The sequence below is a fragment of the Methanobrevibacter sp. genome, from assembly GCF_045130115.1.
GTDB lineage: Archaea > Methanobacteriota > Methanobacteria > Methanobacteriales > Methanobacteriaceae > Methanocatella.
This window is the reverse complement of the sequence record NZ_JBGUPC010000036.1, coordinates 58,310-79,422: the sequence shown is the minus strand read 5'-3', so window position 1 is coordinate 79,422 and position 21,113 is coordinate 58,310. Positions and strand designations below refer to the sequence as shown.

At 37.6% G+C, this 21,113-nt stretch carries 24 protein-coding genes and 1 tRNA gene; 1 reads left to right on the top strand and 24 read right to left on the bottom strand.

What is annotated here, in order from left to right; translation table 11 throughout:
- From ACJMML_RS06110 to ACJMML_RS06040, 15 genes are all read right to left on the bottom strand, one after another.
- Positions 1–147: S1 RNA-binding domain-containing protein (locus tag ACJMML_RS06110; protein WP_405306467.1), on the bottom strand; the 147-nt coding region annotated here is incomplete at its 3' end.
- Positions 148–211: 64 nt separating this feature from the next.
- Positions 212–391, bottom strand: coding sequence for a 30S ribosomal protein S27e (locus ACJMML_RS06105; RefSeq protein ID WP_067044971.1), 180 nt, complete (start codon positions 389–391; stop codon positions 212–214).
- Between the two features lie 10 nt (positions 392–401).
- On the bottom strand, positions 402–680 hold the full coding sequence (locus ACJMML_RS06100) for a 50S ribosomal protein L44e (protein ID WP_116592620.1): 279 nt from the start codon (positions 678–680) through the stop codon (positions 402–404).
- 219 nt (positions 681–899) lie between these two features.
- Entirely contained in the window at positions 900–1,724 is an 825-nt protein-coding gene (locus ACJMML_RS06095) for a hypothetical protein (RefSeq protein WP_405306462.1), read from the bottom strand.
- A 55-nt stretch (positions 1,725–1,779) separates the two neighbouring features.
- Positions 1,780–2,514: a proliferating cell nuclear antigen (pcna) gene (pcn, locus tag ACJMML_RS06090; RefSeq protein ID WP_405306461.1), complete on the bottom strand. Its 735-nt coding sequence runs from the start codon at positions 2,512–2,514 to the stop codon at positions 1,780–1,782.
- A 113-nt stretch (positions 2,515–2,627) separates the two neighbouring features.
- Positions 2,628–3,401, bottom strand: coding sequence for a tryptophan synthase subunit alpha (gene trpA, locus ACJMML_RS06085; RefSeq protein ID WP_405306460.1), 774 nt, complete (start codon positions 3,399–3,401; stop codon positions 2,628–2,630).
- Complete coding sequence (gene trpB / locus ACJMML_RS06080; protein WP_405306459.1) at positions 3,394–4,578, bottom strand: tryptophan synthase subunit beta; 1,185 nt, start codon at positions 4,576–4,578, stop codon at positions 3,394–3,396. Before trpB ends, trpA begins: the two co-directional genes overlap by 8 nt.
- Positions 4,575–5,174, bottom strand: a complete 600-nt coding sequence (locus tag ACJMML_RS06075; RefSeq protein WP_405306458.1) for a phosphoribosylanthranilate isomerase — start codon at positions 5,172–5,174, stop codon at positions 4,575–4,577. Before ACJMML_RS06075 ends, trpB begins: the two co-directional genes overlap by 4 nt.
- Positions 5,167–5,967: an indole-3-glycerol phosphate synthase TrpC gene (gene trpC, locus ACJMML_RS06070; RefSeq protein WP_405306466.1), complete on the bottom strand. Its 801-nt coding sequence runs from the start codon at positions 5,965–5,967 to the stop codon at positions 5,167–5,169. Before trpC ends, ACJMML_RS06075 begins: the two co-directional genes overlap by 8 nt.
- A complete protein-coding gene (trpD, locus tag ACJMML_RS06065; protein WP_405306457.1) occupies positions 5,945–6,955 on the bottom strand; it encodes an anthranilate phosphoribosyltransferase in 1,011 nt (336 codons plus the stop codon). The genes trpC and trpD overlap by 23 nt, the downstream gene beginning before the upstream one ends.
- The gene (locus tag ACJMML_RS06060; RefSeq protein WP_405306456.1) at positions 6,952–7,536 is read right to left on the bottom strand and encodes an anthranilate synthase component II; all 585 of its coding nucleotides are present in this window, start codon (positions 7,534–7,536) and stop codon (positions 6,952–6,954) included. Before ACJMML_RS06060 ends, trpD begins: the two co-directional genes overlap by 4 nt.
- The gene (gene trpE / locus ACJMML_RS06055; RefSeq protein WP_405306455.1) at positions 7,533–9,029 is read right to left on the bottom strand and encodes an anthranilate synthase component I; all 1,497 of its coding nucleotides are present in this window, start codon (positions 9,027–9,029) and stop codon (positions 7,533–7,535) included. The genes ACJMML_RS06060 and trpE overlap by 4 nt, the downstream gene beginning before the upstream one ends.
- A gap of 87 nt (positions 9,030–9,116) precedes the next feature.
- The gene (locus tag ACJMML_RS06050; RefSeq protein ID WP_405306454.1) at positions 9,117–9,515 is read right to left on the bottom strand and encodes a hypothetical protein; all 399 of its coding nucleotides are present in this window, start codon (positions 9,513–9,515) and stop codon (positions 9,117–9,119) included.
- A gap of 10 nt (positions 9,516–9,525) precedes the next feature.
- Positions 9,526–10,077 carry a CPBP family intramembrane glutamic endopeptidase gene (locus ACJMML_RS06045; protein WP_405306453.1) on the bottom strand — a complete coding sequence of 184 codons (552 nt, stop codon included), beginning with the start codon at positions 10,075–10,077 and terminating at the stop codon, positions 9,526–9,528.
- Positions 10,078–10,375: 298 nt separating this feature from the next.
- Positions 10,376–10,579, bottom strand: a complete 204-nt coding sequence (locus ACJMML_RS06040) for a helix-turn-helix transcriptional regulator (protein WP_405306452.1) — start codon at positions 10,577–10,579, stop codon at positions 10,376–10,378.
- Between the two features lie 137 nt (positions 10,580–10,716).
- Between ACJMML_RS06040 and purB the strand changes: the two genes are divergently transcribed.
- On the top strand, positions 10,717–12,066 hold the full coding sequence (gene purB, locus ACJMML_RS06035; protein ID WP_405306451.1) for an adenylosuccinate lyase: 1,350 nt from the start codon (positions 10,717–10,719) through the stop codon (positions 12,064–12,066).
- Between the two features lie 32 nt (positions 12,067–12,098).
- Here the strand turns inward: purB and ACJMML_RS06030 are convergent, their stop codons facing one another.
- The 9 genes from ACJMML_RS06030 to ACJMML_RS05990 all read right to left on the bottom strand — a co-directional run bounded on the left by ACJMML_RS06030 (position 12,099) and on the right by ACJMML_RS05990 (position 21,111).
- Positions 12,099–14,588 carry a heavy metal translocating P-type ATPase gene (locus ACJMML_RS06030; protein WP_405306450.1) on the bottom strand — a complete coding sequence of 830 codons (2,490 nt, stop codon included), beginning with the start codon at positions 14,586–14,588 and terminating at the stop codon, positions 12,099–12,101.
- Between the two features lie 84 nt (positions 14,589–14,672).
- Entirely contained in the window at positions 14,673–15,464 is a 792-nt protein-coding gene (locus ACJMML_RS06025) for a nitroreductase family protein (RefSeq protein WP_405306449.1), read from the bottom strand.
- Entirely contained in the window at positions 15,461–16,666 is a 1,206-nt protein-coding gene (locus ACJMML_RS06020) for an amidohydrolase family protein (RefSeq protein WP_405306448.1), read from the bottom strand. The genes ACJMML_RS06025 and ACJMML_RS06020 overlap by 4 nt, the downstream gene beginning before the upstream one ends.
- 9 nt (positions 16,667–16,675) lie before the next feature.
- Entirely contained in the window at positions 16,676–17,065 is a 390-nt protein-coding gene (locus ACJMML_RS06015; RefSeq protein ID WP_405306465.1) for a DUF126 domain-containing protein, read from the bottom strand.
- Positions 17,066–17,079: 14 nt separating this feature from the next.
- Positions 17,080–17,751, bottom strand: a complete 672-nt coding sequence (locus ACJMML_RS06010; RefSeq protein WP_405306447.1) for a zinc-ribbon domain-containing protein — start codon at positions 17,749–17,751, stop codon at positions 17,080–17,082.
- Positions 17,752–17,759: 8 nt separating this feature from the next.
- Complete coding sequence (truD, locus tag ACJMML_RS06005) at positions 17,760–19,016, bottom strand: tRNA pseudouridine(13) synthase TruD (protein ID WP_405306446.1); 1,257 nt, start codon at positions 19,014–19,016, stop codon at positions 17,760–17,762.
- Positions 19,017–19,037: 21 nt separating this feature from the next.
- A tRNA-Arg gene (locus ACJMML_RS06000) sits at positions 19,038–19,111 on the bottom strand.
- 99 nt (positions 19,112–19,210) lie between these two features.
- On the bottom strand, positions 19,211–19,648 hold the full coding sequence (locus ACJMML_RS05995) for a hypothetical protein (protein ID WP_405306445.1): 438 nt from the start codon (positions 19,646–19,648) through the stop codon (positions 19,211–19,213).
- A 98-nt stretch (positions 19,649–19,746) separates the two neighbouring features.
- The gene (locus ACJMML_RS05990; RefSeq protein WP_405306444.1) at positions 19,747–21,111 is read right to left on the bottom strand and encodes an AIR synthase-related protein; all 1,365 of its coding nucleotides are present in this window, start codon (positions 21,109–21,111) and stop codon (positions 19,747–19,749) included.
- Between the last annotated feature and the right edge of the window lie 2 nt (positions 21,112–21,113).

Sequence of the window (21,113 nt, the reverse complement as noted above, 5' to 3'; positions counted from 1 at the left end):
ACCAGAAGATACTTCAGAAATATGAATAAAAGCTTCTTTGCCCTGATATTCTTCTAATTTAGCAAAAGCCCCATAATTAAGAACTTTATAAACGGTACCTACAATAAGTTCTCCTTCATCAGGCCATTCTTGACTTTTTCTTACCATATTTTCACCAACATCAAATAAAAATTATAAAAAATAGTAAAAAAATAAGTTAAAAACTAGAAATCTAGTTTAAAACTTTTTCAATGTGTGCGGTGATTTTAGCTTTAGCACCGCGAGATTTGACAAGAGTTTTACCGCAGATGATACATTTTACATCAGATGCAGCACGGTCGAATATTACTTGTTCATTGTCACAATCTAAACATTTAACTTTTAAAAAGTTTCCTCTACCTTTACTAACCATGTTAACCACCTTATTTAGCTACGAATTCAGGTTTACCTGTTCTGAAAGATTGTTTGATGTGAGATTTGCCACATTCTTTACATTTAAGTCTTAAGTCTAATTTTTTAACTGGTTTGTTTCCAGCAGGTAAAGGCCTTGGGTAACCTCTATAACCAGCAGTCACACGTCTGAATTGTCTTTGTCCCCAGGTTAATTCACTAGCTTTTCTTCTTTTAGCAGTGTGAACCTCATGTACTGTGTGTCTTTTACAGTGAGGACAGTATGTTCTTTTTTCTTTTGGTATTTTCATTATTTCACCGTAAATTAATAAATCATTGTAAATCTATCTATGAATTTATCTAAATTCTATTTCTATCAAAAAACGTTAGAGATAAAAACTGTTTTGTAACGCATCAAGTCTACAGACAGCAGAAATCCAAATTATAATAAAATATAATTTTTTATTATCACAAATAGATACGATTAGTATATATATTTATCAAGATATTTAAATGTAATGGAAAAATAGTTAAATTTTGACCTGACGACCTTTTCGATTTTTGAAAAATATTTTTGCATTAACCAGTGGCAATGTCACAATATCCTGTGGTCTGAAAGGCCCATATGTTTTCTCATCAACCCCAACAATAGCTCCAACATCATCAAAAACGAGCATTGTTACGAGTTCGGTTTCCTTAGCTACCTTCTTTGATTCAAAATCATAAAACTCATCCTGGGCATCAAAGGCATTGGGATTGTCTTCAATATTTTCAGCAGGTTTTGGCTTGGCTTGAGGTTTCACAACAGGTTTTTTTACATCTTCTGAAACCTTAGGCTCTGGATCTTCTTTAATTATCGGTTTCGGTTCGGATTTTTCTACCTCGATTTTAGGAGTCAAAGTAGTTTTTTGAGTATCCTTAGGCTTGATTATTGGATTTTTAGGAGTTTCATCATCATCGGATAACTTCTCAAGGGATATATTATTCCTATGATTTTTTAATGTATCAAGTAAAGAATAATAGAACTTCTCCTCTTCGGGAGTTAAATTCAATGGAGTGGTGTCCACCAAATCAAACTGAGGCTTGCCAGTGAATAAATGGTAAGACCTATGAATATTTAAAACGGCAGCTTCTGAAATTTTCTGTTCACGTCTTTCACAGATTTCTGTAGCAATGATTTGGGATTGCTTAAGCAAGGATACGGCTTTAGAAAACGGATCACTCATTGCTTCCTGTTTCAGCACATCCATATATTCATGAAGCTGGCTGTAGAAATCTTCCTCTACACGGGCCAATGTACTGTTATTCCGTTCCTTTTTTTGAATTTGACGTAAAGATTGATAGAATTTATCCACTGAATACCATCTCTAAAATTAAATTTTAAAAATAAAAAAAGATGAACTGATGAACTTAATCATCTTGTTCTAATCTAGGAGCAAGTAAGAAACTTAATTTACCGTCACCGGTGACCATGTTAAGTGTTAAACTTAATGGCATGTCGGTACCTAAACTTATTTCCGCTTCCTCTGAAAATTTATCTGCTTTTAGCATTTCTCTAATCTTATCTAAAGAGAATAAAGACTTAGCGTGCTCTTGAATATTTTCTCCGTGAAGATACTTGATGCTTGCATCACCGAATTCACCGTCTGCAGATGCAATAAAGTAATCTTCATCAACTTGCAAAGCGATTTTATCAGAAAAGATATCAATATCATTAATACAGTCTTTTAAGATGGAGAAACGTACTTTAAATGTTGTCGGATGAGATATTTGAGGTGGGGTAGGGTTATCGTATTCGATATCAATCAATCTGATTTTGAATGTTCTGGTTGCATCCCCTTCAAAGGTAATGATGAAATTACCTTCATCCACAGACATCAAGACTCTGTCTTGAGATTTTGCACGTTTGAGCACTCTCATGAATTCATCAGTATCAATGTTAATCTTTTCAGGAACATCACAAATGTATTCATCGAACAAACTTGCTTTAAGTTCCAAATGTACGAAAGTTATGTGACTACGGTCTAAGGCATCTAATCTCATGCCTTCACTGTCAGTTTGAATTTGTACTTCATCAACGATTGATGAAATAGCATCAAAACTGGTTTTTAATATACTAGAATCACTTAATTCTGCTTTAAACATAAATAATCCTCTTATAAATAATGTAATTATATTTGTTTTTTATATATTATAAGTTTATCTAATCAAGGAAAATTGGGACTGTCAAAATGTTATCCTTTGATATTCACTGAAAATTATTCATTTGATGCCCTTTTCATGCCTGAAACATATTCCTTTAGAGGTTCTGCTGCATTTTCGCCATATTCTTCAATGATTTTTACAATTGCACTGCCGACAATGACTCCATCAGCAATTTTACCGATTTCACTGGCTTGTTCGGGAGTATTGATACCGAAACCGACAGCCAAAGGCAAATCAGTGACTTCGCGAATGTCGGATAAAATTGCATTCAAATCCGTTTTGATTTCTGAACGCATTCCTGTGACCCCTAATGATGAAACAACATAAATAAAACCAGTTGCATCACTAGCTATCTTTTGTATTCTCTGTTTTGAAGTTGGAGCAATCAATGAAATGACATCAACCCCATTTGAAAGGGCAATATCCTTAATTTCACCTTTTTCCTCATATGGCAAATCAGGAGAGATTATCCCATCAATGCCCAATTCGGCACATCTCTTAAAGAACTTTTCATAACCGTAAAAGAAAACAGGATTAATATAAGTTAAAAAGACCAAAGGAATATCAGTTTTTTCACGCACTCTCCTGACGATGTCAAATACGTCATCGGTTGTGGTATTGTGTTTCAAAGCCCTGACGTTAGCGTCCTGAATAACGACACCTTCAGCCATAGGATCTGAAAATGGAATGCCTATCTCAACCAAATCGCATCCAGCCTCTTCCATTGCCAGGATATATTCGACTGTTTTATCTATTGTAGGGTCTCCTGCAGTCAAAAATCCGATGAAAGCGGTTCCGTTTTCAAATGCATTGGATATCTTACTCATTTAAATCAACTCCTCTGTATTCTGCAATTGATCTGACATCCTTATCCCCTCTACCGGACAGGCAAATCATTATTGTTTCATCCTTATCCATTTCAGGAGCTATCTTCATGGCATATGCTACTGCATGCGCACTTTCGATGGCTGGAATTATCCCTTCCATTTTTGATAAGTATTCGAATGCCTCTACTGCCTCTTCATCAGTTATTGGAACATATTCCGCTCTACCAGTATCCCTCAAATATGCATGTTCAGGACCTACGCCAGGATAATCAAGACCTGCTGAGACTGAATATACCGGTGCAATCTGACCGTAATCCCCCTGATTGAATATTGATTTCATTCCATGGAATATTCCAATTTTACCGTTTGTAAGTGCAGCCGCATTATATGGTGTGTCTATTCCTTTTCCTCCAGCTTCACAGCCAATCAATTTAACATCTTCATCTTCAATGAAATTATAGAACGCTCCCATTGCATTGCTTCCACCACCGACACATGCAATAACTGCATCAGGAAGCTTTTCTTCCTTTTCCATGAATTGCTCTTTGGCTTCAGCACTGATGACAGCCTGGAAATCACGGACTATCATCGGGAACGGATGTGGCCCCATTGTAGAACCTATTACATAATTTGTATCATGAACTCTTGCAATCCAATCTCTGAATGCATCGTTAACAGCATCCTTTAAGGTCTGTGTTCCTGATTTGACCGAATGGACCTTAGCTCCCAAGAGTTCCATCCTATAAACATTTAAAGCTTGTCTTCTTGTATCAACTTCACCCATGAACACTTCGCATTCCATGTCAAGCAATGCAGCCGCTGTTGCTGTTGCCACACCGTGCTGGCCTGCACCTGTTTCAGCGATTACTCTTGTTTTTCCCATTTTTTTAGCGAGCAATACCTGACCTAAGACGTTGTTTATCTTGTGGGCTCCGGTATGGTTCAAATCCTCACGTTTCAAATAGATTTTGGCGCCGCCAAGATCCTCTGTCATTCTTTTAGCATAATATAATAAAGATGGTCTTCCTGCATATTCCTTCAACAATGTATTGAGCTCTTCAACAAAATCCGGGTCATTCATATAATGATTGTACTGCTCTTCCAGGTAAAGCAATTCATTCATTAATGTTTCAGATATGTATTGGCCACCATATTCGCCATATCGTCCTCTACTCAATTTATAACCTCCATTATCTCTTTTATTTTATTTTCATCTTTAAATCCATCAGTTTCAAGGCTTGAACTCAAATCAACGGCATAGGGATTGAACTCATTTATGGCCTGTGTCACATTTTCGCTGCTCAATCCTCCCGCCAGGAAAAATTCTTTTTTTATGTCTTTTCTAATCAGACCCCAATCAAATGTTTTTCCACTGCCCTTGCCACTGTCAAGCAATAAGTAATCAGAATTAGAATCATTGTATTCCAACAAATCGACTTCCTGTGTCATTTCAATTGCGTTAATGATTTTTAATTCACCATTAGTTTTCTTTTTTAAATCTAATATATATTGTTCGCTTTCGCTTCCGTGAAGCTGGGCGACTTCAATTATCCCCTCTCCAAACAATTCCAATATTTCCTCCTGGGGAGAATCTACAAAAACACCTACTGGAATAATATCCGAATCGAGATTGTCCTTTAATTCTTTAGCCAAATCATGTGAAACCTTTCTTTTTGAATCTGCAAATACAAATCCGATATAATCGGGCTTATATCTGTTTACCATTTCAATATCTTCCAATCTTTTGATTCCACAGATTTTGATTTTAACCATTTTTCAGCTCCGAAATCATAGCCTTTTTATCATCACTTTTCATTAAAGTTTCGCCTATTAAAACAGCATCGACATCATTTTCTTTCAATCTGGCGACATCTTCAGGTGTTTTAATGCCACTTTCTGAAATAAATATCACATCTCCACTGACACATCTACGTAGACTGATACTATTTTCAATGTCTACTGTAAAATCCTGAAGGTTTCTGTTGTTGACACCGATAATTTCAGCACCGACTGTCATGGCTCTCATGATTTCACTGCTATCATGAGTCTCGACAATAGCTGAAAGACCGAGGTCATGTGCCAAATCAAGATATTTTTTCAGCTGAACAACATCCAGGATGGAAACTATCAATAAAATGGCGGAAGCACCCAACATCTTGGCTTCCCAAATCATATACTCATCAACGACAAAATCCTTTCTCAAAACAGGTATGCTGACCTCTTTGGCAATTTCCTCCAGATATTCATCAGATCCCTGGAAAAAATATGGTTCTGTCAATACGGAAATTGCACTTGCTCCGGCAGCCTCGTATTCCTTTGCAATAGCCAGATAGTCAAAGTCCTCTGCAATCAGACCCTTTGATGGAGAAGCCTTCTTGACTTCAGCAATTATTGAAATATCATCCCCACCTAATGCCTTTTTAAATGGAAATTCATCTGAAATTTCCAATAGGGAAACCTGTTTTTTAATATCCTCCAATGGCAATATGCTTTTAGCCATTTCAACTCTTTCTTTTGTTTTTTCAACTATTTCATCCAACATTTTAATCAGCATTTGTAAATTCAATAAAGTTTTCAAGTTGTCTTAATGCCTTTCCGGAATCGATGATTTCGGCTGCAAGTTCAACTCCTTCCCTTAAGGATTCAACTTTACCGGCAACATACAATCCTGCAGCGGAATTCAATAGAACGGCATTTCTTTTTGGTCCTTTTTCACCCTTCAAGATTGATAAGGTAATTTTTGCATTTTCTTTAGCGTCTCCACCGACCAGATCCTCTTTGGAACATACCTCCATTCCGAAGTATTCAGGTGAAATTTCATAAGACATTGTTTTACCATCTTTAAGTTCACATACAAAAGTTTTATCACTGACTGAAATCTCATCCATTCCATCCATCCCATAAACTGAGACTGCAGATTCGACACCAAGGTTTTTCAATACCTCCATCAGCGGTTCGACAAGCTCCTTTTCATAAACCCCTAAAACCTGCATGGAAGCACCGGCAGGATTTGTCAGAGGGCCTAAAATATTAAATATAGTCCTGATTGAAAGCTCCTTTCTTACCGGAGCCACATATTTCATGGACAAATGATAATTCTGAGCAAACAGGAAGCATATGTTATTCTCCTTCAGGCATCTCAGGCTTCTGCTTGGACTTATGTGAATGTTGACACCCAATTCCTCCAATACGTCAGCCGCACCGCATTTGCTTGATGCAGACCTGTTTCCATGCTTTGCAACAGGAATTCCTGCAGCCGAAATGACGATTGATGAGGTTGTTGAAATATTGAATGTGTTTGAACCGTCACCGCCGGTACCGACAATCTCCAAAACCTTTTCATCATTCAGGAGCCTCAAACAATGAGCCCTCATTGCCTCAGCCGATGCGGTGATTTCCTCAATTGTTTCACCTTTCATTGCCATGGCAGTCAGATAGGCGCTCATCTGAACTTCACTTGCTTCACCGCTCATGATTTCATCCATTGTTTGGTAAGCTTCATCATAAGTTAAATCTTCATGCTTGTATACTTTTAAAATTGCTTCTTTAATCATAATATACCTCTTTCAACTTTTTCTATGAAATTTTCAATAATTGTTAATCCGTCCGGTGTCAAAATTGACTCAGGATGGAATTGAAGTCCGTAAACATTAAATTCCCTGTGCTTTACCGCCATGACTTCCCCATCATCGCGTGCCTTTGAGATGATTTCCAGACAATCCGGAAGAGTGTCCTCAACCAGACTTAGAGAATGATACCTTCCAACGGTTATTTCGCCCGGAAGCCCCTTAAAGATAAAATCATAGTCAAGGGAAATCTTTGATGACTTTCCATGCATCAGCCTTTTGGCATGGGAGACTTCACCTCCAAGTGCGGCGCAAATTGCCTGATGGCCCAGGCAAACCCCCAAAATTGGAATCTTGTCATGGAATTCCTTCACCAAGTCCATACATATGCCTGCGTTTTCCGGTTTTCCAGGTCCTGGAGACAAAATGATTGCATCCGGATTCAAATCCCTTATCTCATCAATAGTTATTTTGTCATTTCTTGAAACTTTAATGTCTGAATTGACCTGACCGACCAATTGGTACAGGTTATATGAAAAACTGTCATAATTGTCTATCAAAAGAATCATTGCAATCCCCCATCAGCAGTCTTTAAGGCATCGATTACGGCAGCTGCCTTATTTAAACATTCTTCAAATTCCTTTTCCGGAACGCTGTCCGCCACAATGCCTGCACCCGACCGTATGAACACCTTATTGTTTCTTGCAAATGCTATTCTGATTGAAATGCAGGTGTCAATATTTCCGCTCAAATCAACATAGCCGATAGCTCCTCCATAGATTCCGCGCTTATTGTCTTCAAGCTCATTAATTATTTCACAGGCCCTTATCTTTGGAGCACCGGATAATGTTCCGGCAGGCAGTATTGAGTCAATTGCGGCAAGAGAGTCCAAATCACTTCTCAAATCACCAGTGACTGTAGATCCGATGTGCATCACATGTGAAAATTTCTCAATCGAGAGATACTTTTCCACTTTTACAGACCCTATCTCTGAAATCCTTCCGATGTCGTTTCTTCCAAGGTCAACAAGCATATTGTGCTCTGCAAGCTCCTTTTCATCATCAAGCAGATCATGCTCCAGTTCGTGGTCCTCTTCATCAGTTTTTCCACGAGGCCTTGTTCCCGCAAGCGGGAAAGTGTAAAGCTTATTGTCGTTCAACTTGACCAGGGTTTCGGGAGAGGCTCCGGCAATTTCAATATCATCACTTGAAAAGTAAAACATGTAAGGGGAAGGGTTAGTGGTTCGCAACACCCTGTATGTGTCAAAAAGGCTTCCTGAAATTTCTGCCTCTATCCTGTTTGAAAGCACAACCTGGAAGATGTCTCCTTCATAGATGTAGTTTTTTGCCTTTTCAACCATTTCGCAATACTTTTCACGTGAAAAAGCAGGTTTGAAATCAGATTTTAACTTTAATGGAACAATTTCTGATTTTTTACCATTTTTCAATAAATCAGCCATTTCAAGAAGTTCATCGCATGCCCTTCTGTAGTTGTTTTCCAAATCATCTGTCTTTATGTTGATTATTAGAATTATCTTTTGCCTGAAGTTGTCGAATGCAATGACCTTATCAAAAAGCATCAGGTCAATGTCCTTGAAGCAGTCCTGGTTTTCGGCATCCAAATTCAAAGTGGGTTCGGCATATTTGATGTAATCATATGCAAAATACCCCACAAAGCCTCCGGTAAACGGCGGCAGGTTTTTCAATTTTGGAGATTTGTTCTTTTCAATCAAATCCTTGATGATTTCACGGGGATTGTCGGTTTCTATGATTATTTCATCATCATTCAATTCATTGAAGTCCTTATCACCCTTAATATTAACAATTCCATTCTGGCAGGTGAATTCCAAAAGAGGATCGAAGCCTAAAAATGTGTATCTCCCCCATTTTTTTGAATCCTCTACACTTTCCAGCATGTATGTATGTTTGCTTATTCTTTTTAAAATCCTTAAAACTTCTATTGGTGTGGCTATATCTGAAAACAGTTCATAAGATATAGGCATTCGCTTATATTCTTCATTTTTACATATTTCTTTTGCTTCATTTAAATCTGGGGAAAACATTTTATCACTAATAATTAATTAGTATAATGTACTATTTAAAACCTTGTTGTATTAAAATGTACATTGAAATAAATTTGAAAAAAAATATTACATTTTGTCCTGTTCCTTACTAAATGCAATAACAATCTTTTTGATTTCCCTGCTTTCCAAATAAGGAAGCTTTTCAGTGATTTCCCTTTCCAAATCCCTGTTCAGCTGCAATCTTTTTTCGGCATATTCCTCACCTTCAAACTCATTCTTGTATTGCTTGTTCAGATTGGAATACTTTGTAATCAAAGGCTGAAGGATGGTTCCGATATCCTCATCCAAACGTTCATTGATGATTTTCCTTTTCCTGATTTCATTGACAAAACCAACGATAGTGATGAAGAATCCCAACATGGTTACAGTCAGCGCCGGAACGAAAATCTTCTGATTGCCGATGAAAACTATAGTAACTACAATTCCGACTAGAATTAGAATAATTCCAATTTTTCTTAAATCCATAATAAGAGTTTTATAAATCATTAGTATTTAATTTTTTCAGATTGCCGATAATGAAAAGCAAGATCATGACAAATGAAACGAAAGCCAAAATGGACATTATCATCATGACTGAATTGTTGGTGAATAAAATCTTATTCGGGTCAAGGATAACAATTATTTCTGCAAACAGGTTATTTAAAAAGTGGGCAAATATCGCTACAAAAATATTATCGGTTTTCAGATATAATATTGCAATACATATTCCAAAAATAAATGCTGAAAAGATAGATCCGAAGCTATGAAGAGCTGCAAACAGTAATGAGGATATCAATACCGCAAAAATCGCTGGAACAATAAATTTCAGCCTGTTTAAAAAGACACCCCTAAAGATTAATTCCTCAGAAATTGGAGAAATAAATATGGTTGCAATCAGACTCCCTGTTAAAAATGAATTGAATAGATTTTCTGATTGAGCAATATCCAAAACAGAATTTGAGAAGTATAACATTCCATATGAGAAAAATATGTTTAAAACCACAACTGCAAGAGTCGTTTTTAGGACATCTGGCGAAAAAACCTCCATGACATCAAGCCTAATTGAAAAAATTTCGGTTTTTAGTTTAAAAATAAAGTAAAAAATTATCAAAATATAAATCCAAATAGAATCGATGTGAACAATGTTTAAAGAATTAAATGAATATTGAATTAAAAATAAAATGATAATTAAAGGCAACAACTCCTTTAATCTAATCTTTTTAAGTTTTTCATTAAATAAAGACATCTTATCAAAAATAAAATTTATCAAATTAATTAAAGATACTCCAATCTAAAAAGGTGATTTGGCATATTTGCTAGGTCCTAATTAGTAGTATTTTTTGAATTTAATCAACGTCAGTGAGTACAAAAACATCTTCAATTGCGTTCTTACCCAAAATTTTAGTAATCTTATATGCCAATATTAAAGAAGGGTTGTAGCGTGCATTCTCTAAAGCGTTTATTGTCTGACGTGTAACACCAGCCAAATCGGCCAACTCTTGTTGAGTTATGCCTTTTTCCTGGCGGAATTTGCGTATTTTTGTTTCCATAGTATCACCTATTATAAATGAATTATAATAGCAATAATTAATCTTTATATGAAACAATATAAATGTTTGCTAAAATTTAATAGTTTGAACAACAAAAATATTATTGTTATTATAATTTTTAAGTGAGATGATAAAAAATGGCTATACACCCAATTGAATTTAGGTATGGTACTCCTGAAATGAAAAATATTTGGGAAGAAGAAAATAAATTACAAAGAATGCTTGATGTAGAAGCTGCATTGGCTTTGGCTGAAGGAAAACTAGGAATAATACCACAAGAAGTTGCAGACGAAATTGCTGTAAAAGCAAATACAAAATACGTAAAATTAGAAAGAATGAAAGAAATTGAAGCTGAAACCAATCACGACATTGCCGCATTATCAAAATCAATCACCGAAGTATGTGAAAACGGTGCGGGAGAATATGTCCACTTTGGCGCTACATCCAATGATATCGTTGATAGTTCCAATTCCCTGCTCATCCGTGACTCCATTGATGTGCTTGAAGAAAAATTGGAAAAATTAACTAAGATAATGCTTAAATTAGCAGAAGAAAATAAAATGAAGGTATGTATCGGACGTACACACGGACAGCATGCGCTTCCAACCACATACGGAATGAAGTTCGGTATCTGGGCGGATGAGCTCCACAGACAATACGTAAGACTCGAAAATGCAAGAGCAAATGTATGTGTCGGAATGATGGACGGCGCTGTCGGTACAACCGCAGCACTAGGCGAACAAGGTTGGGAAATTCACAAGACCGTTGCAGAAATCTTAGGATTGCCTGCCGCCAGAATCACAAACCAGGTTGTTCAAAGGGACAACCATGTTGAATTCATAAGCGTTTTGGCAAACATAGCATCCACCTTGGATAAAATCGGACTCGAAATCAGAAGCCTCCAAAGAACTGAAATAATGGAAGTTGGTGAATATTTCGACCCTGAAAAACAAGTTGGAAGTAGCACAATGCCACATAAAATGAATCCGATTACTGCAGAAAGAATCTGTGGTGTTGCAAGGATTGTAAAATCATTTGTAAATGCCGCACTCGACAACAACCCTCTCTGGCATGAAAGGGACCTTACCAATTCATCATGTGAAAGGATAATGTTTCCGGAAAGCTGTATTTTAACCGATTACATCTTAAACCTTACCATCAAATTGATGAACAACCTAGTATTCTATGATGAAAACATCGAAAGAAACCTTAACTTGACTAACGGACTAATCATGGCCGAAAGATTAATGGCTGAGCTCACCCGTGCAGGAATGGGAAAACAAACCGCTTACGGAATTGTAAGGAAAAATGCAATTAAAGCCAATAAGGAAAAACTTTTATTAGGTGAGTTAATCCTAGAGGATGAAGAAGTCCAAAAATACTTAACAGAAGACGATGTTGAAAAAATCATGGATCCTCACACATACACCGGATCTATACCAACAATCATTGATGAATTGATTGAAGAATCCAAAAGTTGGTTTTAAAATTAAAAAATAGAATTAATTGGTTTAACCAATTAATTTTTTACTCTTTTTATTTCAGGAACGTATCTCTTAAGCATCAGAGATAATGTAATAACCGTTACAGAACTCATTGCCATTGCAAGACCCGCAAGGGCAGGTTCAAAAGTTATTCCAAATGCAGGATACAACACTCCCGCTGCGATTGGAATCAATATTGTGTTATATGCAAATGCCCAGAAAATGTTTTCCTTGATTCTGCGCATAACCTTTTTGGAAAACTGGACCGCAGCAACGACATTTTCCAAATCACCTTCCATCACAACGATATCTCCACTTTCCATTGCAATATCCGTACCATTTCCCATGGCAACACCAATATCAGCCTGTGTAAGCGCAGGGGCATCATTGATTCCATCCCCAACAAACAATACCTTTTTGGTGTTATTTGCCTGAGTGGATTTGACGATGTCCAATTTGTTTTCCGGAAGAACGCCAGCTTCGACATTGTCGATTCCAACCTCACGGGCAACATTCAATGCAGTGGATTCATTGTCACCTGTCAGCATGTATGTTTCAACGCCCATCTTATGCAATTCATCGATTGCCCTTTTGGAATTGGCCTTTATCTTATCAGAAAGGCTTAATATTCCCCTTACGGATTTGTTCTCTGCAATCAGGATAATGGTTTTGCTTAATGCTTCAAGTTCATGATACTTATCAATAATTTCGCTGCTGACTTCCACGTCATAAGACTGCATTAAAGCCAAATTACCTGCAAGAATTTCATTATCGTTCAATATGGCTTTAAGTCCTTTACCTGTTATATTTTCAAATTCAGTTGTCTGGTCAAGTTCCAAAGCGAATTCCTTTGACTTGTTTACAATGGCCTTTGCAATAGGGTGAGTTGAATTTTGCTCGACGCTTGCCGCAAGTCTGATTAATTCATCATCTGAAATTCCATATGGAATGATGTCATCGACTTCAGGTTTTCCTTCAGTTATTGTTCCGGTCTTGTCAAATGCTGCCACATCGATTTGGCCTGCATTTTCAAGAGTATCACCATTTTTGATTAGAATTCCATACTCAGCGGCCCTTCCAACACCGACGGTGACTGCAGTTGGAGTTGCAAGACCCAATGCACACGGACAGGCAACAACCAGTATTGAAATCAGACATGTCAGGGAGAAGAGCAATGTTTCTCCAATTACAAAATACCATATCAGAAATACAACGATTGCAATTGTTAGAATGACAGGAATGAAATAGCTGACAATGGTATTTGCGAATTTCTGTACTGGAGGCCTTGAAGACTGTGCCTTTTCAACCAAGCGTATAATGTTTGACAAAACGGTTTCCTTTCCGATCTTTTTGGCCCTAATCTGCAGGACCCCATCCTGATTGATTGTTCCGGCAAATACCTCTTCGCCATCCTTTTTTACCTTAGGAATTGGCTCACCGTTAATCATTGATTCATCAACATAGGACTCGCCGCCAACAACATCCCCATCAACAGGAATCTTTTCACCTGGTTTTACCAGAAGCAAATCATCAATTACGATATCTGCAATGGAGACTTCATTTTGAGATATGATTTCCCCATTTTCATCAACTTCTATGGCAGTTGCAACGGTCGGCTGAAGGCCTATCAATTCCCTTATAGAATCGGAAGTTCGTTTTTTGGCCCTTGCCTCAAGATATCTTCCAATCATTAAAAAGGAAGGAAGCATGACTGCTGAGTCATAAAACATGAAGGTGTGATCCAATACTATTCCAAAGGTTCCGAAAATGCTTGATATGTATGCAACCAGAATACCCATTGAATACATTACATCCATATTCAGGTTCTTATGCATCAAACCGTTGATTCCCGCCTTTAGAATCGGTAATGAAACATATAAAAAGGGTGCAATGCTTACAATCAATGACAGCAATCCCATTGAAGATATGTTCAAACCGGTTGAATGGTTGATTGAGTGTACAATGCCCATCAGAGGGTCCCATCCGCTGAACATTAAAATCATTAAGATGACAGAGAAGAATAAGCCCACAATTATCCTATTGCGTTTTTCCTTTAAATCCTGCTGATATATCTCTTCCTCATCAATTTCTGTTTGTCCTTCAACGCCCAAAAGTTCAAATCCTAAAGATGTAATTACCTCATCAATCTCATCCAAGGTTACCTTTGAAGAGTCATAGCGTATTCTAGCGGACTGTGAAGTCAAATCCGCCTTGACATCGAAAATTCCATCAAGCCTTATCAGGAAATTCTCGACGTTCATTGTACAGGAAGCGCAATGCATGCCCTGAATCCTTATGGTCATTTCATCTGTGTGAAGCTCAAAGCCGAGGTTTTTAACCAGCCTTTCCATTTCTTCATATGAAATTTTCTTGGTATCTACCGTAATATGCAGCTTATTCGCTGCAAGGTCCGCATCAACTTCCTCTACACCTTCAATCTTTCCAAAAGTCTTGTTAACGCTTAAAACACAGGAAGCGCAGTGCATCCCTTCAATAGGCAAATCCATATGTTTATGCTTTACCATGCCATCACAACCTTTTCGTATATAGAAATAATTTTATTTCTGATAATATAATAAAGTTTAGGTTAAACTAAACTACAAAATAAGTTACATATACTTAACTTTAATTTCCTTATGAGGAATTGTTCGTCGGAATCTCTTTTTAGGATATCCAATTATGAAAGCGGAATACATATGCTTGTTTTTATCGATTTCGGGGAAAAATTCCATTAGTTTTTCATGGTCAATCTCATCAGCCTTCAGGATAAACAGTGAGTAGAATCCTCCAAGTCCCAATGAGTATGCCAATAGTTCCATACGGGTGTTTGCTATTACTGCACTTGTTTTGTCAGATGCAAATGTCAAGATTAGCTGATGGCCTGACCACAGGAGCGGATGATATTCCTTAGTTGAATTATCCCTCAAATAATCTCCAAATTCTTTAATTCTAAAAAATTCTTCCTCTTCAACCTTAATAATGTCATAGACATGTTTCATGAAATCATTTAATCTTTTATCCAAAACTACAAATTCAACATCCTGCTGGTTTTGTGCAGAAGGTGAATAGTATGCCCCTTCAATCAGCTTATTAAAGGTATCCTTATCTATTTTTTTCTTTTTAAACCAGCGCATAGATCTTCTCTGCTTTAAAAAAGTCAATAAATCATCATAATCAACAGGAATCTCATTGGGATTATACTCGACAATCCTGCTTTCGCGGCCCTTGAATATCTTAAGGGTTATTGCCTCTGCAGGGCATATCGCCATGCAGTGCCCACATTCAAAACAGTTGCTGCCGGTTTCAAAAGCCACTTCATCAATTTCAATATTGTCCCTAATGCAAACGGATTTGCACTGTCCACATGCAATACACTTATCAGCATCAATCATTAATTTCATTTTACCACAAATCCATCCTGGATAACTTTTAAGATGTTATCATTGTTGCTTAAAACGCTTACGTCATCCAGTGGATTTGAATTGACCAAAATCAGATCTGCAGTATAATTTTCTTTGACTAGTCCCAAATTGTCAAATCCTAAAAATTCAGCCGCATTGACTGTTCCTGCAGCAATTGCCTCATCGGATGACATTCCAATATCAGTCAAATGGACGAGCTCTTCAAGGTTATGTCCATGAGGAATTACTCCGCTGTCAGTTCCCATTAAAATGTTCACACCCTCTTCATAAGCAACGGATATGTTTTCCTTGTGAACCTTGACTATTTCCTTTAACTTGGCTGTCTTTTCGGCTGCATAGCTGTCCCATGCCGGAAAGCCGTTTTTGGCTAAAAACTGGTGAACCAGCAGCGTTGCAACAAGACTGACATTCTTTTCAACCATCTTTTGAGAGGTTTTCCTGTCAATGAATGTTCCATGTTCAATTGATGAAAAACCTGCATCAATACAATTATTCATACCTTTTAGACTATGGCAATGGGCCGATACTTTCATGTTACTTGATTTGGCTTCATTAACGATTGTTTTGAGTTCTTTTTTATTGAATTGTGGGAATTCCGGTGAAGTGTTTGTTGTCAATACTCCCCCACTTGCCATTACCTTTATGAAATCTGCACCTGCTCTTCTAACTTCCCGAGTCTTTTTCAGGACTTCCTCCACACCATCACATCTTCCCTTCGGAAAGCCGGGATATATAATCTCCATGTCCCAACCTGAAGGCAGTAACAAGTCAAAGTGTCCTCCAGTCATTACCAGAGGAGTTATTGACAGGTGTATTTTTGGAGCAGTGAACAGTTTTCTCTGTTGTGCTAGCTTAAAGCTTAAATCTGCAGACCCGCAATCCCTAATTGTTGTAACACCGGCATTGATTGTCTGCAATGCATGAGGCACGGCATTATAGAAATGAATGCCTAATGGATTTGCCATATTTTCCTCTTTATGAAATCCCTTTGCGAAAATATGTGTATGGCAGTCTATGAAACCTGCCATCAGATAATTGTCTTCACCATCAACAACATGGTCTGCCTTAATTCCTGATGATGAAATTTCCTTTATCAGATTATTTTCAATCAAAACATTTTGATGAGTTTTTACCTCTTCAAACGGATTTACAACGTTTACATTCTCAATTAGAGTTTGCATATTATCACATCATAATATTTCTATTGTTCCATTATCCCCATCGACTTCAACCAAAGTTCCGGTTGTCAAATCTTTAGTATCCTCCGGTGAGTCAACCATTGGAATATCAGACATTATGGCTCCTGTAGCTATGATTGGCTCTGCATTCAAACATATTATAGCTTTCGGAGCAGTATTGTTCTTCATCATCTGAAAGATTACATAAGAACCAACTGTGGAACCCTTTCCACCAGGAATAAAAAGAACCTTATCCTTAATTATTTCACCTTTCAATTCATGATTTGGGTCGATTATTTCGCCGTTATCGGGATTTACTCCACCCAAAAAGCTAATGGGCTCTGATGAAACTATCAGTTCACCCTTACCCTTTCCTTTTGCAATATTTCTACATCCAATCATCATATCAATTCCAATTAGAATAAGCTGTCTTCAACATTTTCGCCCCTGTTAATGGCTTCAGTGGTTTTAATAGAATCAAACAATGCCCAAATCCAAACAAGGATCATCAAAACAAAACCTATAAGGAGGAAAATAAGAACTGCAGAAACGATATAAGCAATTATAAAACTTACTCCTTTTTTGGTCAATCCGTTATATAAATGGCCTAAACCAGGGAATAAGAAACTTAATATTGCTGCAAGAGCAACACTTTTTTCCTGACTTGGAGATATGCCCGCAACTCTAACACCGCAATGAGGACATATTTCAGCATTAATGTTAATCTTTTCACCGCAGGACTGACAGAATTTTGTTTGTGGCTGTTCATTTTGACGCAAGTTAAAACCACATTGCGGACAAAAAGCGGTCCCTACTTCAACTTCACAGCCGCAATTAGAGCAAAACTTTGATTTTTTTGAACTTCCCGCATTAGGTTCCTGCTCGGTTTCACTATCAACTGTATTAACCTCAATTACCTCTTCGTCAACAGGTTCTCCAACTTCAATAACATCAACAGCACCCTCGTCAACAACAGGTTCATCAACATTATTATTTTCAACATTTTCGACTTCCGGAAGAAGTGCACCACAATTTGGGCAAAATTTTCCGTGATCTATTTCTTTTCCGCAATCTGGACATATTACCATATTTTCACCTAAACTACATCTATTTTCATGATTTCTCTTAAAACTGCAGTAGCATATGAGCCTTTATTAATTGAGAATTCACATAAGACCCCATCATCAGTTGCCTTTGCTGATGCATCCCAAACCTGGAATCTCATGGAACGCCTTAAACCATGACTTCCTAAGCGAGGCATTTTTGGAACTTCAAAATCCTCCTTAGTAAGCCCATATCCTTTTAAAACATTCTCTTCCATTTCTCCAACAGCGCCACCCGCATATGGAACCTTGGTACCGTATAATGGACAGGTAGGATTTACCTCAAAGTTATCCATTAATTCCTGGTACTCCTCAGGAGTCTTATCATAGACAATATGCTCTTCTGTGTCAATGATAATATCTCCTTCAATGTATTTATCAATTCCCATAGCTACACGGTTACTTACAGCTTCGTTAAATAAGTATGATTGATAAGCATGAACAAACATTCTCTGAAGAGGCTTTGGAAGTGCATATAATGCATTCTTATAAGACTTGTCGATTAATTCACCTTTTTTGGAGTCCTTAATCAACTCTCTTATCATCATCTTTTCATATCTCATTCCCTTGCCCATCAGTTCCAGGGACTCTTCAAGGTTTCCATCATCATAGGCCTGCCTTGCCATCTGGTTTTCCTCATGCTCCTCTTCGGACGGACCCCCTATATATCTGTCAACGGCCTTTTTGAGGTCATTTTCAATCAATGCCTCTCCAACCAAATGGGTGTTTGTTCTAGGCTTTCCGAATCTCTGCCATCCGAAGTAATTGGGAACCCCTTTGGCTTCAAGCTCTTTTAGAACCTCATTTGCAATGTCGGCGGATTTTTGTATATCATCCAAATCCTTAATCAATATTTTAAACTTGTTTCCTTTAAGCTGACCCATTCTAAGCTTTTTGCGACCTCTTACAACCTTTAAAAAATCAGTCTTGTAAATGTCCAAGTCCTTTACCTGTTGCATCTGCTCTTCAGAATCCATATTGGCAATGCAAATCCACTGACGGGTCAATGCCTTCTTGTCTTTCATTCCAGCAAATCCCATTCTTTTTCTTGAGATGTGCAAATCCCTTGAAATATCCAAAACAACGTCTAAAGTGGTTCTTCCCAGCTTTTCAATCCAAATGTAGATATTCGGACCTTCACCGGTTGGAATGACTTCAGGAATTTCTTCAACATAAAAATCTTCATATCGGTTTCTAATCGTTCCCCCAATTCCTTTTTGGGAAGTAACATAAGTATTAGCATTTAACATAATAATCACGGAAATTATAAGTGCCCTGGCCGGGATTTGAACCCGGGGAATGGGATCCGCAGTCCCATGTGTTATCCAAACTACACCACCAGGGCAGGACAAAATAAGATAACAATTAATTATATAATTTTTATACTATTTAACTTTATTGTGCAAGAATTCTCCGGCTTCTTTAAGCCGGAGAGGTTCAATAATTACCATACTGACAATGTATATGAATACTCGCCATATGTCCGTGCCGCCACATTAACATTGTCTGCTTTGCTATAGTCTCCATTAGATGCTAAAACTTTACCTTTCAAAACATTGTTCTCTCTAAACTGATAATTTTTAATGTTATACGAATTCAGCTTGCTTTTGGAAATCTTTGAAACCTCCCTTATGGATTCCTTTGAATTTTCATCTTCTTCCAGAATATTCGAAATTTTTCCCAGAAAACTTTGGTCATGAAAATCTATTTTGCCGCTCAACAGTTCCATTACATCCTGTGCAGTTCGAATATCCTTACTTTGGTACGAATAATCAGCTGTAGGCATGGATATTGCCGCATTAACAACCAAAAATACCATTATAAGCAAAAATATTGCAAGAATTGCATCGATTATATAAAAAGATCCCTTGTTATCCAACATGACCTATTATTGGATGTTGAAATTTATAAAAAATTTTGAAGTGTGCAGGTGTGCCTTTGTGTAAAATCACATCACTGAAAAAAAATAGAAAAAGGAGATTAATTTCCCCTTACATATTCAATTACCTTATCCTTTTTAGCTATTGCGGCATCTGAAGCCTTTTGAACTTTCTCCTTCATTTCTTCAAAGTCTTCAGGGGTTGTATCACCAACCAGTTTTTTGATTTTAGTATATGCCGCTTCCCTGAACAATGGGACCAGCTTTTCATTTGAACCGTCTTCCTTGATTAGAATCGGTTCGCCGGAATTGTTTACCTCACCGATTTCGGATATTGCAACATCATATTTGCCGACTGCCTTTTTGATATCGCCGACAATTTCCGGAGGCACAATGAGCATCAGTGAATCGGTTGAAACGCCCAATGGGTCAATGTTCAATGTCTCAAGCATATTTAAAACATTAGGAGCCACCATGTCTCTGATTTCCTTTTCATAAAACTCAAGACCAACACCTGTCGTATTGGAAATCTCATGAGCGTCACCTCTAAGGCCACCGTTTGTCACGTCAGTCATCGCATGGACATCCTTCACGAGGTCTGATTCGAAAAGCGCATGTGAAGCCTGAACGAAGTTAACGTTCATTGTATCCCACACCACATCAAAGAAACCATTGTATAAAGCGGTAGTTGTTATTGTTCCGCCTCCTGAACCTTCAGTCAAAAGAATTTTGTCTCCTTCGGTTGCGCCTTTTCTTGCGGTTGGAGGATATGGTGAAACTCCGACACTTCCAACGGCTGAAACAAATCTGTCACCCAAAACCATGTCTCCGCCGACACGCAATGTGGAGCCAGCAACAATCGGAACGTCAACAAGCTCTGAAACAGCTGCAACACCTGCAGTAAAGTCAAAAATCTTTGCAACATCACCATCATCTGCAAGGTGGACGTCGCTTAGGATAGCCACAGGATCAGCTCCCATAACACAGACATCCCTTAAAGTAGCCCTTGTAACATGAAAACCACCTAAGAATGGATATTCACTTAATCTTGAGTGGATTCCGTCGACTGCTGTTGTAATATATACTTCATCATTTGCAACCGGAGCTTTAACTACTCCCCCATCGTCCTGTTCTGATGGATTTACAAGTGAAGCTGTGTCTGTGGATGCTACTATTTCTGCGATTTTTCTGTGGACAAAAAAGTCTCCTGCTCCACGGGAACCTACTCCCATCTCGCCCATCAGCACGTCTGACGCATTGATGTCAACGATTTCCTTTAAAAATTCATCATCGCTTTCATTCAGTTTCAAGGTGGTTGAAACCTCATCAATCACCGCTTTTGCCATTTCAACTGAATTGTCTTCTGAAATGTTTTTATATTCCCTTATGCGTACCGCTAAAATATCCGCCAATTCATCATATGAGTAATCATCAATTCTAGCCCTTACAAATCCTTCAATATCCATAG

What these genes read in the sequence shown, in the direction of transcription:
- ACJMML_RS06105 (WP_067044971.1), bottom strand. Translation starts at nt 391, where the DNA reads ATGGTTAGTAAAGGTAGAGGAAACTTTTTAAAAGTTAAATGTTTAGAT.
- ACJMML_RS06100 (WP_116592620.1), bottom strand. Translation starts at nt 680, where the DNA reads ATGAAAATACCAAAAGAAAAAAGAACATACTGTCCTCACTGTAAAAGA.
- pcn (WP_405306461.1), bottom strand. Translation starts at nt 2,514, where the DNA reads ATGTTTAAAGCAGAATTAAGTGATTCTAGTATATTAAAAACCAGTTTT.
- trpA (WP_405306460.1), bottom strand. Translation starts at nt 3,401, where the DNA reads ATGAGTAAGATATCCAATGCATTTGAAAACGGAACCGCTTTCATCGGA.
- ACJMML_RS06075 (WP_405306458.1), bottom strand. Translation starts at nt 5,174, where the DNA reads ATGGTTAAAATCAAAATCTGTGGAATCAAAAGATTGGAAGATATTGAA.
- trpD (WP_405306457.1), bottom strand. Translation starts at nt 6,955, where the DNA reads ATGATTAAAGAAGCAATTTTAAAAGTATACAAGCATGAAGATTTAACT.
- ACJMML_RS06060 (WP_405306456.1), bottom strand. Translation starts at nt 7,536, where the DNA reads ATGATTCTTTTGATAGACAATTATGACAGTTTTTCATATAACCTGTAC.
- trpE (WP_405306455.1), bottom strand. Translation starts at nt 9,029, where the DNA reads ATGTTTTCCCCAGATTTAAATGAAGCAAAAGAAATATGTAAAAATGAA.
- ACJMML_RS06050 (WP_405306454.1), bottom strand. Translation starts at nt 9,515, where the DNA reads ATGGATTTAAGAAAAATTGGAATTATTCTAATTCTAGTCGGAATTGTA.
- ACJMML_RS06045 (WP_405306453.1), bottom strand. Translation starts at nt 10,077, where the DNA reads ATGGAGGTTTTTTCGCCAGATGTCCTAAAAACGACTCTTGCAGTTGTG.
- ACJMML_RS06040 (WP_405306452.1), bottom strand. Translation starts at nt 10,579, where the DNA reads ATGGAAACAAAAATACGCAAATTCCGCCAGGAAAAAGGCATAACTCAA.
- purB (WP_405306451.1), top strand. Translation starts at nt 10,717, where the DNA reads ATGGCTATACACCCAATTGAATTTAGGTATGGTACTCCTGAAATGAAA.
- ACJMML_RS06030 (WP_405306450.1), bottom strand. Translation starts at nt 14,588, where the DNA reads ATGGTAAAGCATAAACATATGGATTTGCCTATTGAAGGGATGCACTGC.
- ACJMML_RS06025 (WP_405306449.1), bottom strand. Translation starts at nt 15,464, where the DNA reads ATGAAATTAATGATTGATGCTGATAAGTGTATTGCATGTGGACAGTGC.
- ACJMML_RS06020 (WP_405306448.1), bottom strand. Translation starts at nt 16,666, where the DNA reads ATGCAAACTCTAATTGAGAATGTAAACGTTGTAAATCCGTTTGAAGAG.
- ACJMML_RS06015 (WP_405306465.1), bottom strand. Translation starts at nt 17,065, where the DNA reads ATGATTGGATGTAGAAATATTGCAAAAGGAAAGGGTAAGGGTGAACTG.
- ACJMML_RS06010 (WP_405306447.1), bottom strand. Translation starts at nt 17,751, where the DNA reads ATGGTAATATGTCCAGATTGCGGAAAAGAAATAGATCACGGAAAATTT.
- truD (WP_405306446.1), bottom strand. Translation starts at nt 19,016, where the DNA reads ATGTTAAATGCTAATACTTATGTTACTTCCCAAAAAGGAATTGGGGGA.
- ACJMML_RS05995 (WP_405306445.1), bottom strand. Translation starts at nt 19,648, where the DNA reads ATGTTGGATAACAAGGGATCTTTTTATATAATCGATGCAATTCTTGCA.
- ACJMML_RS05990 (WP_405306444.1), bottom strand. Translation starts at nt 21,111, where the DNA reads ATGGATATTGAAGGATTTGTAAGGGCTAGAATTGATGATTACTCATAT.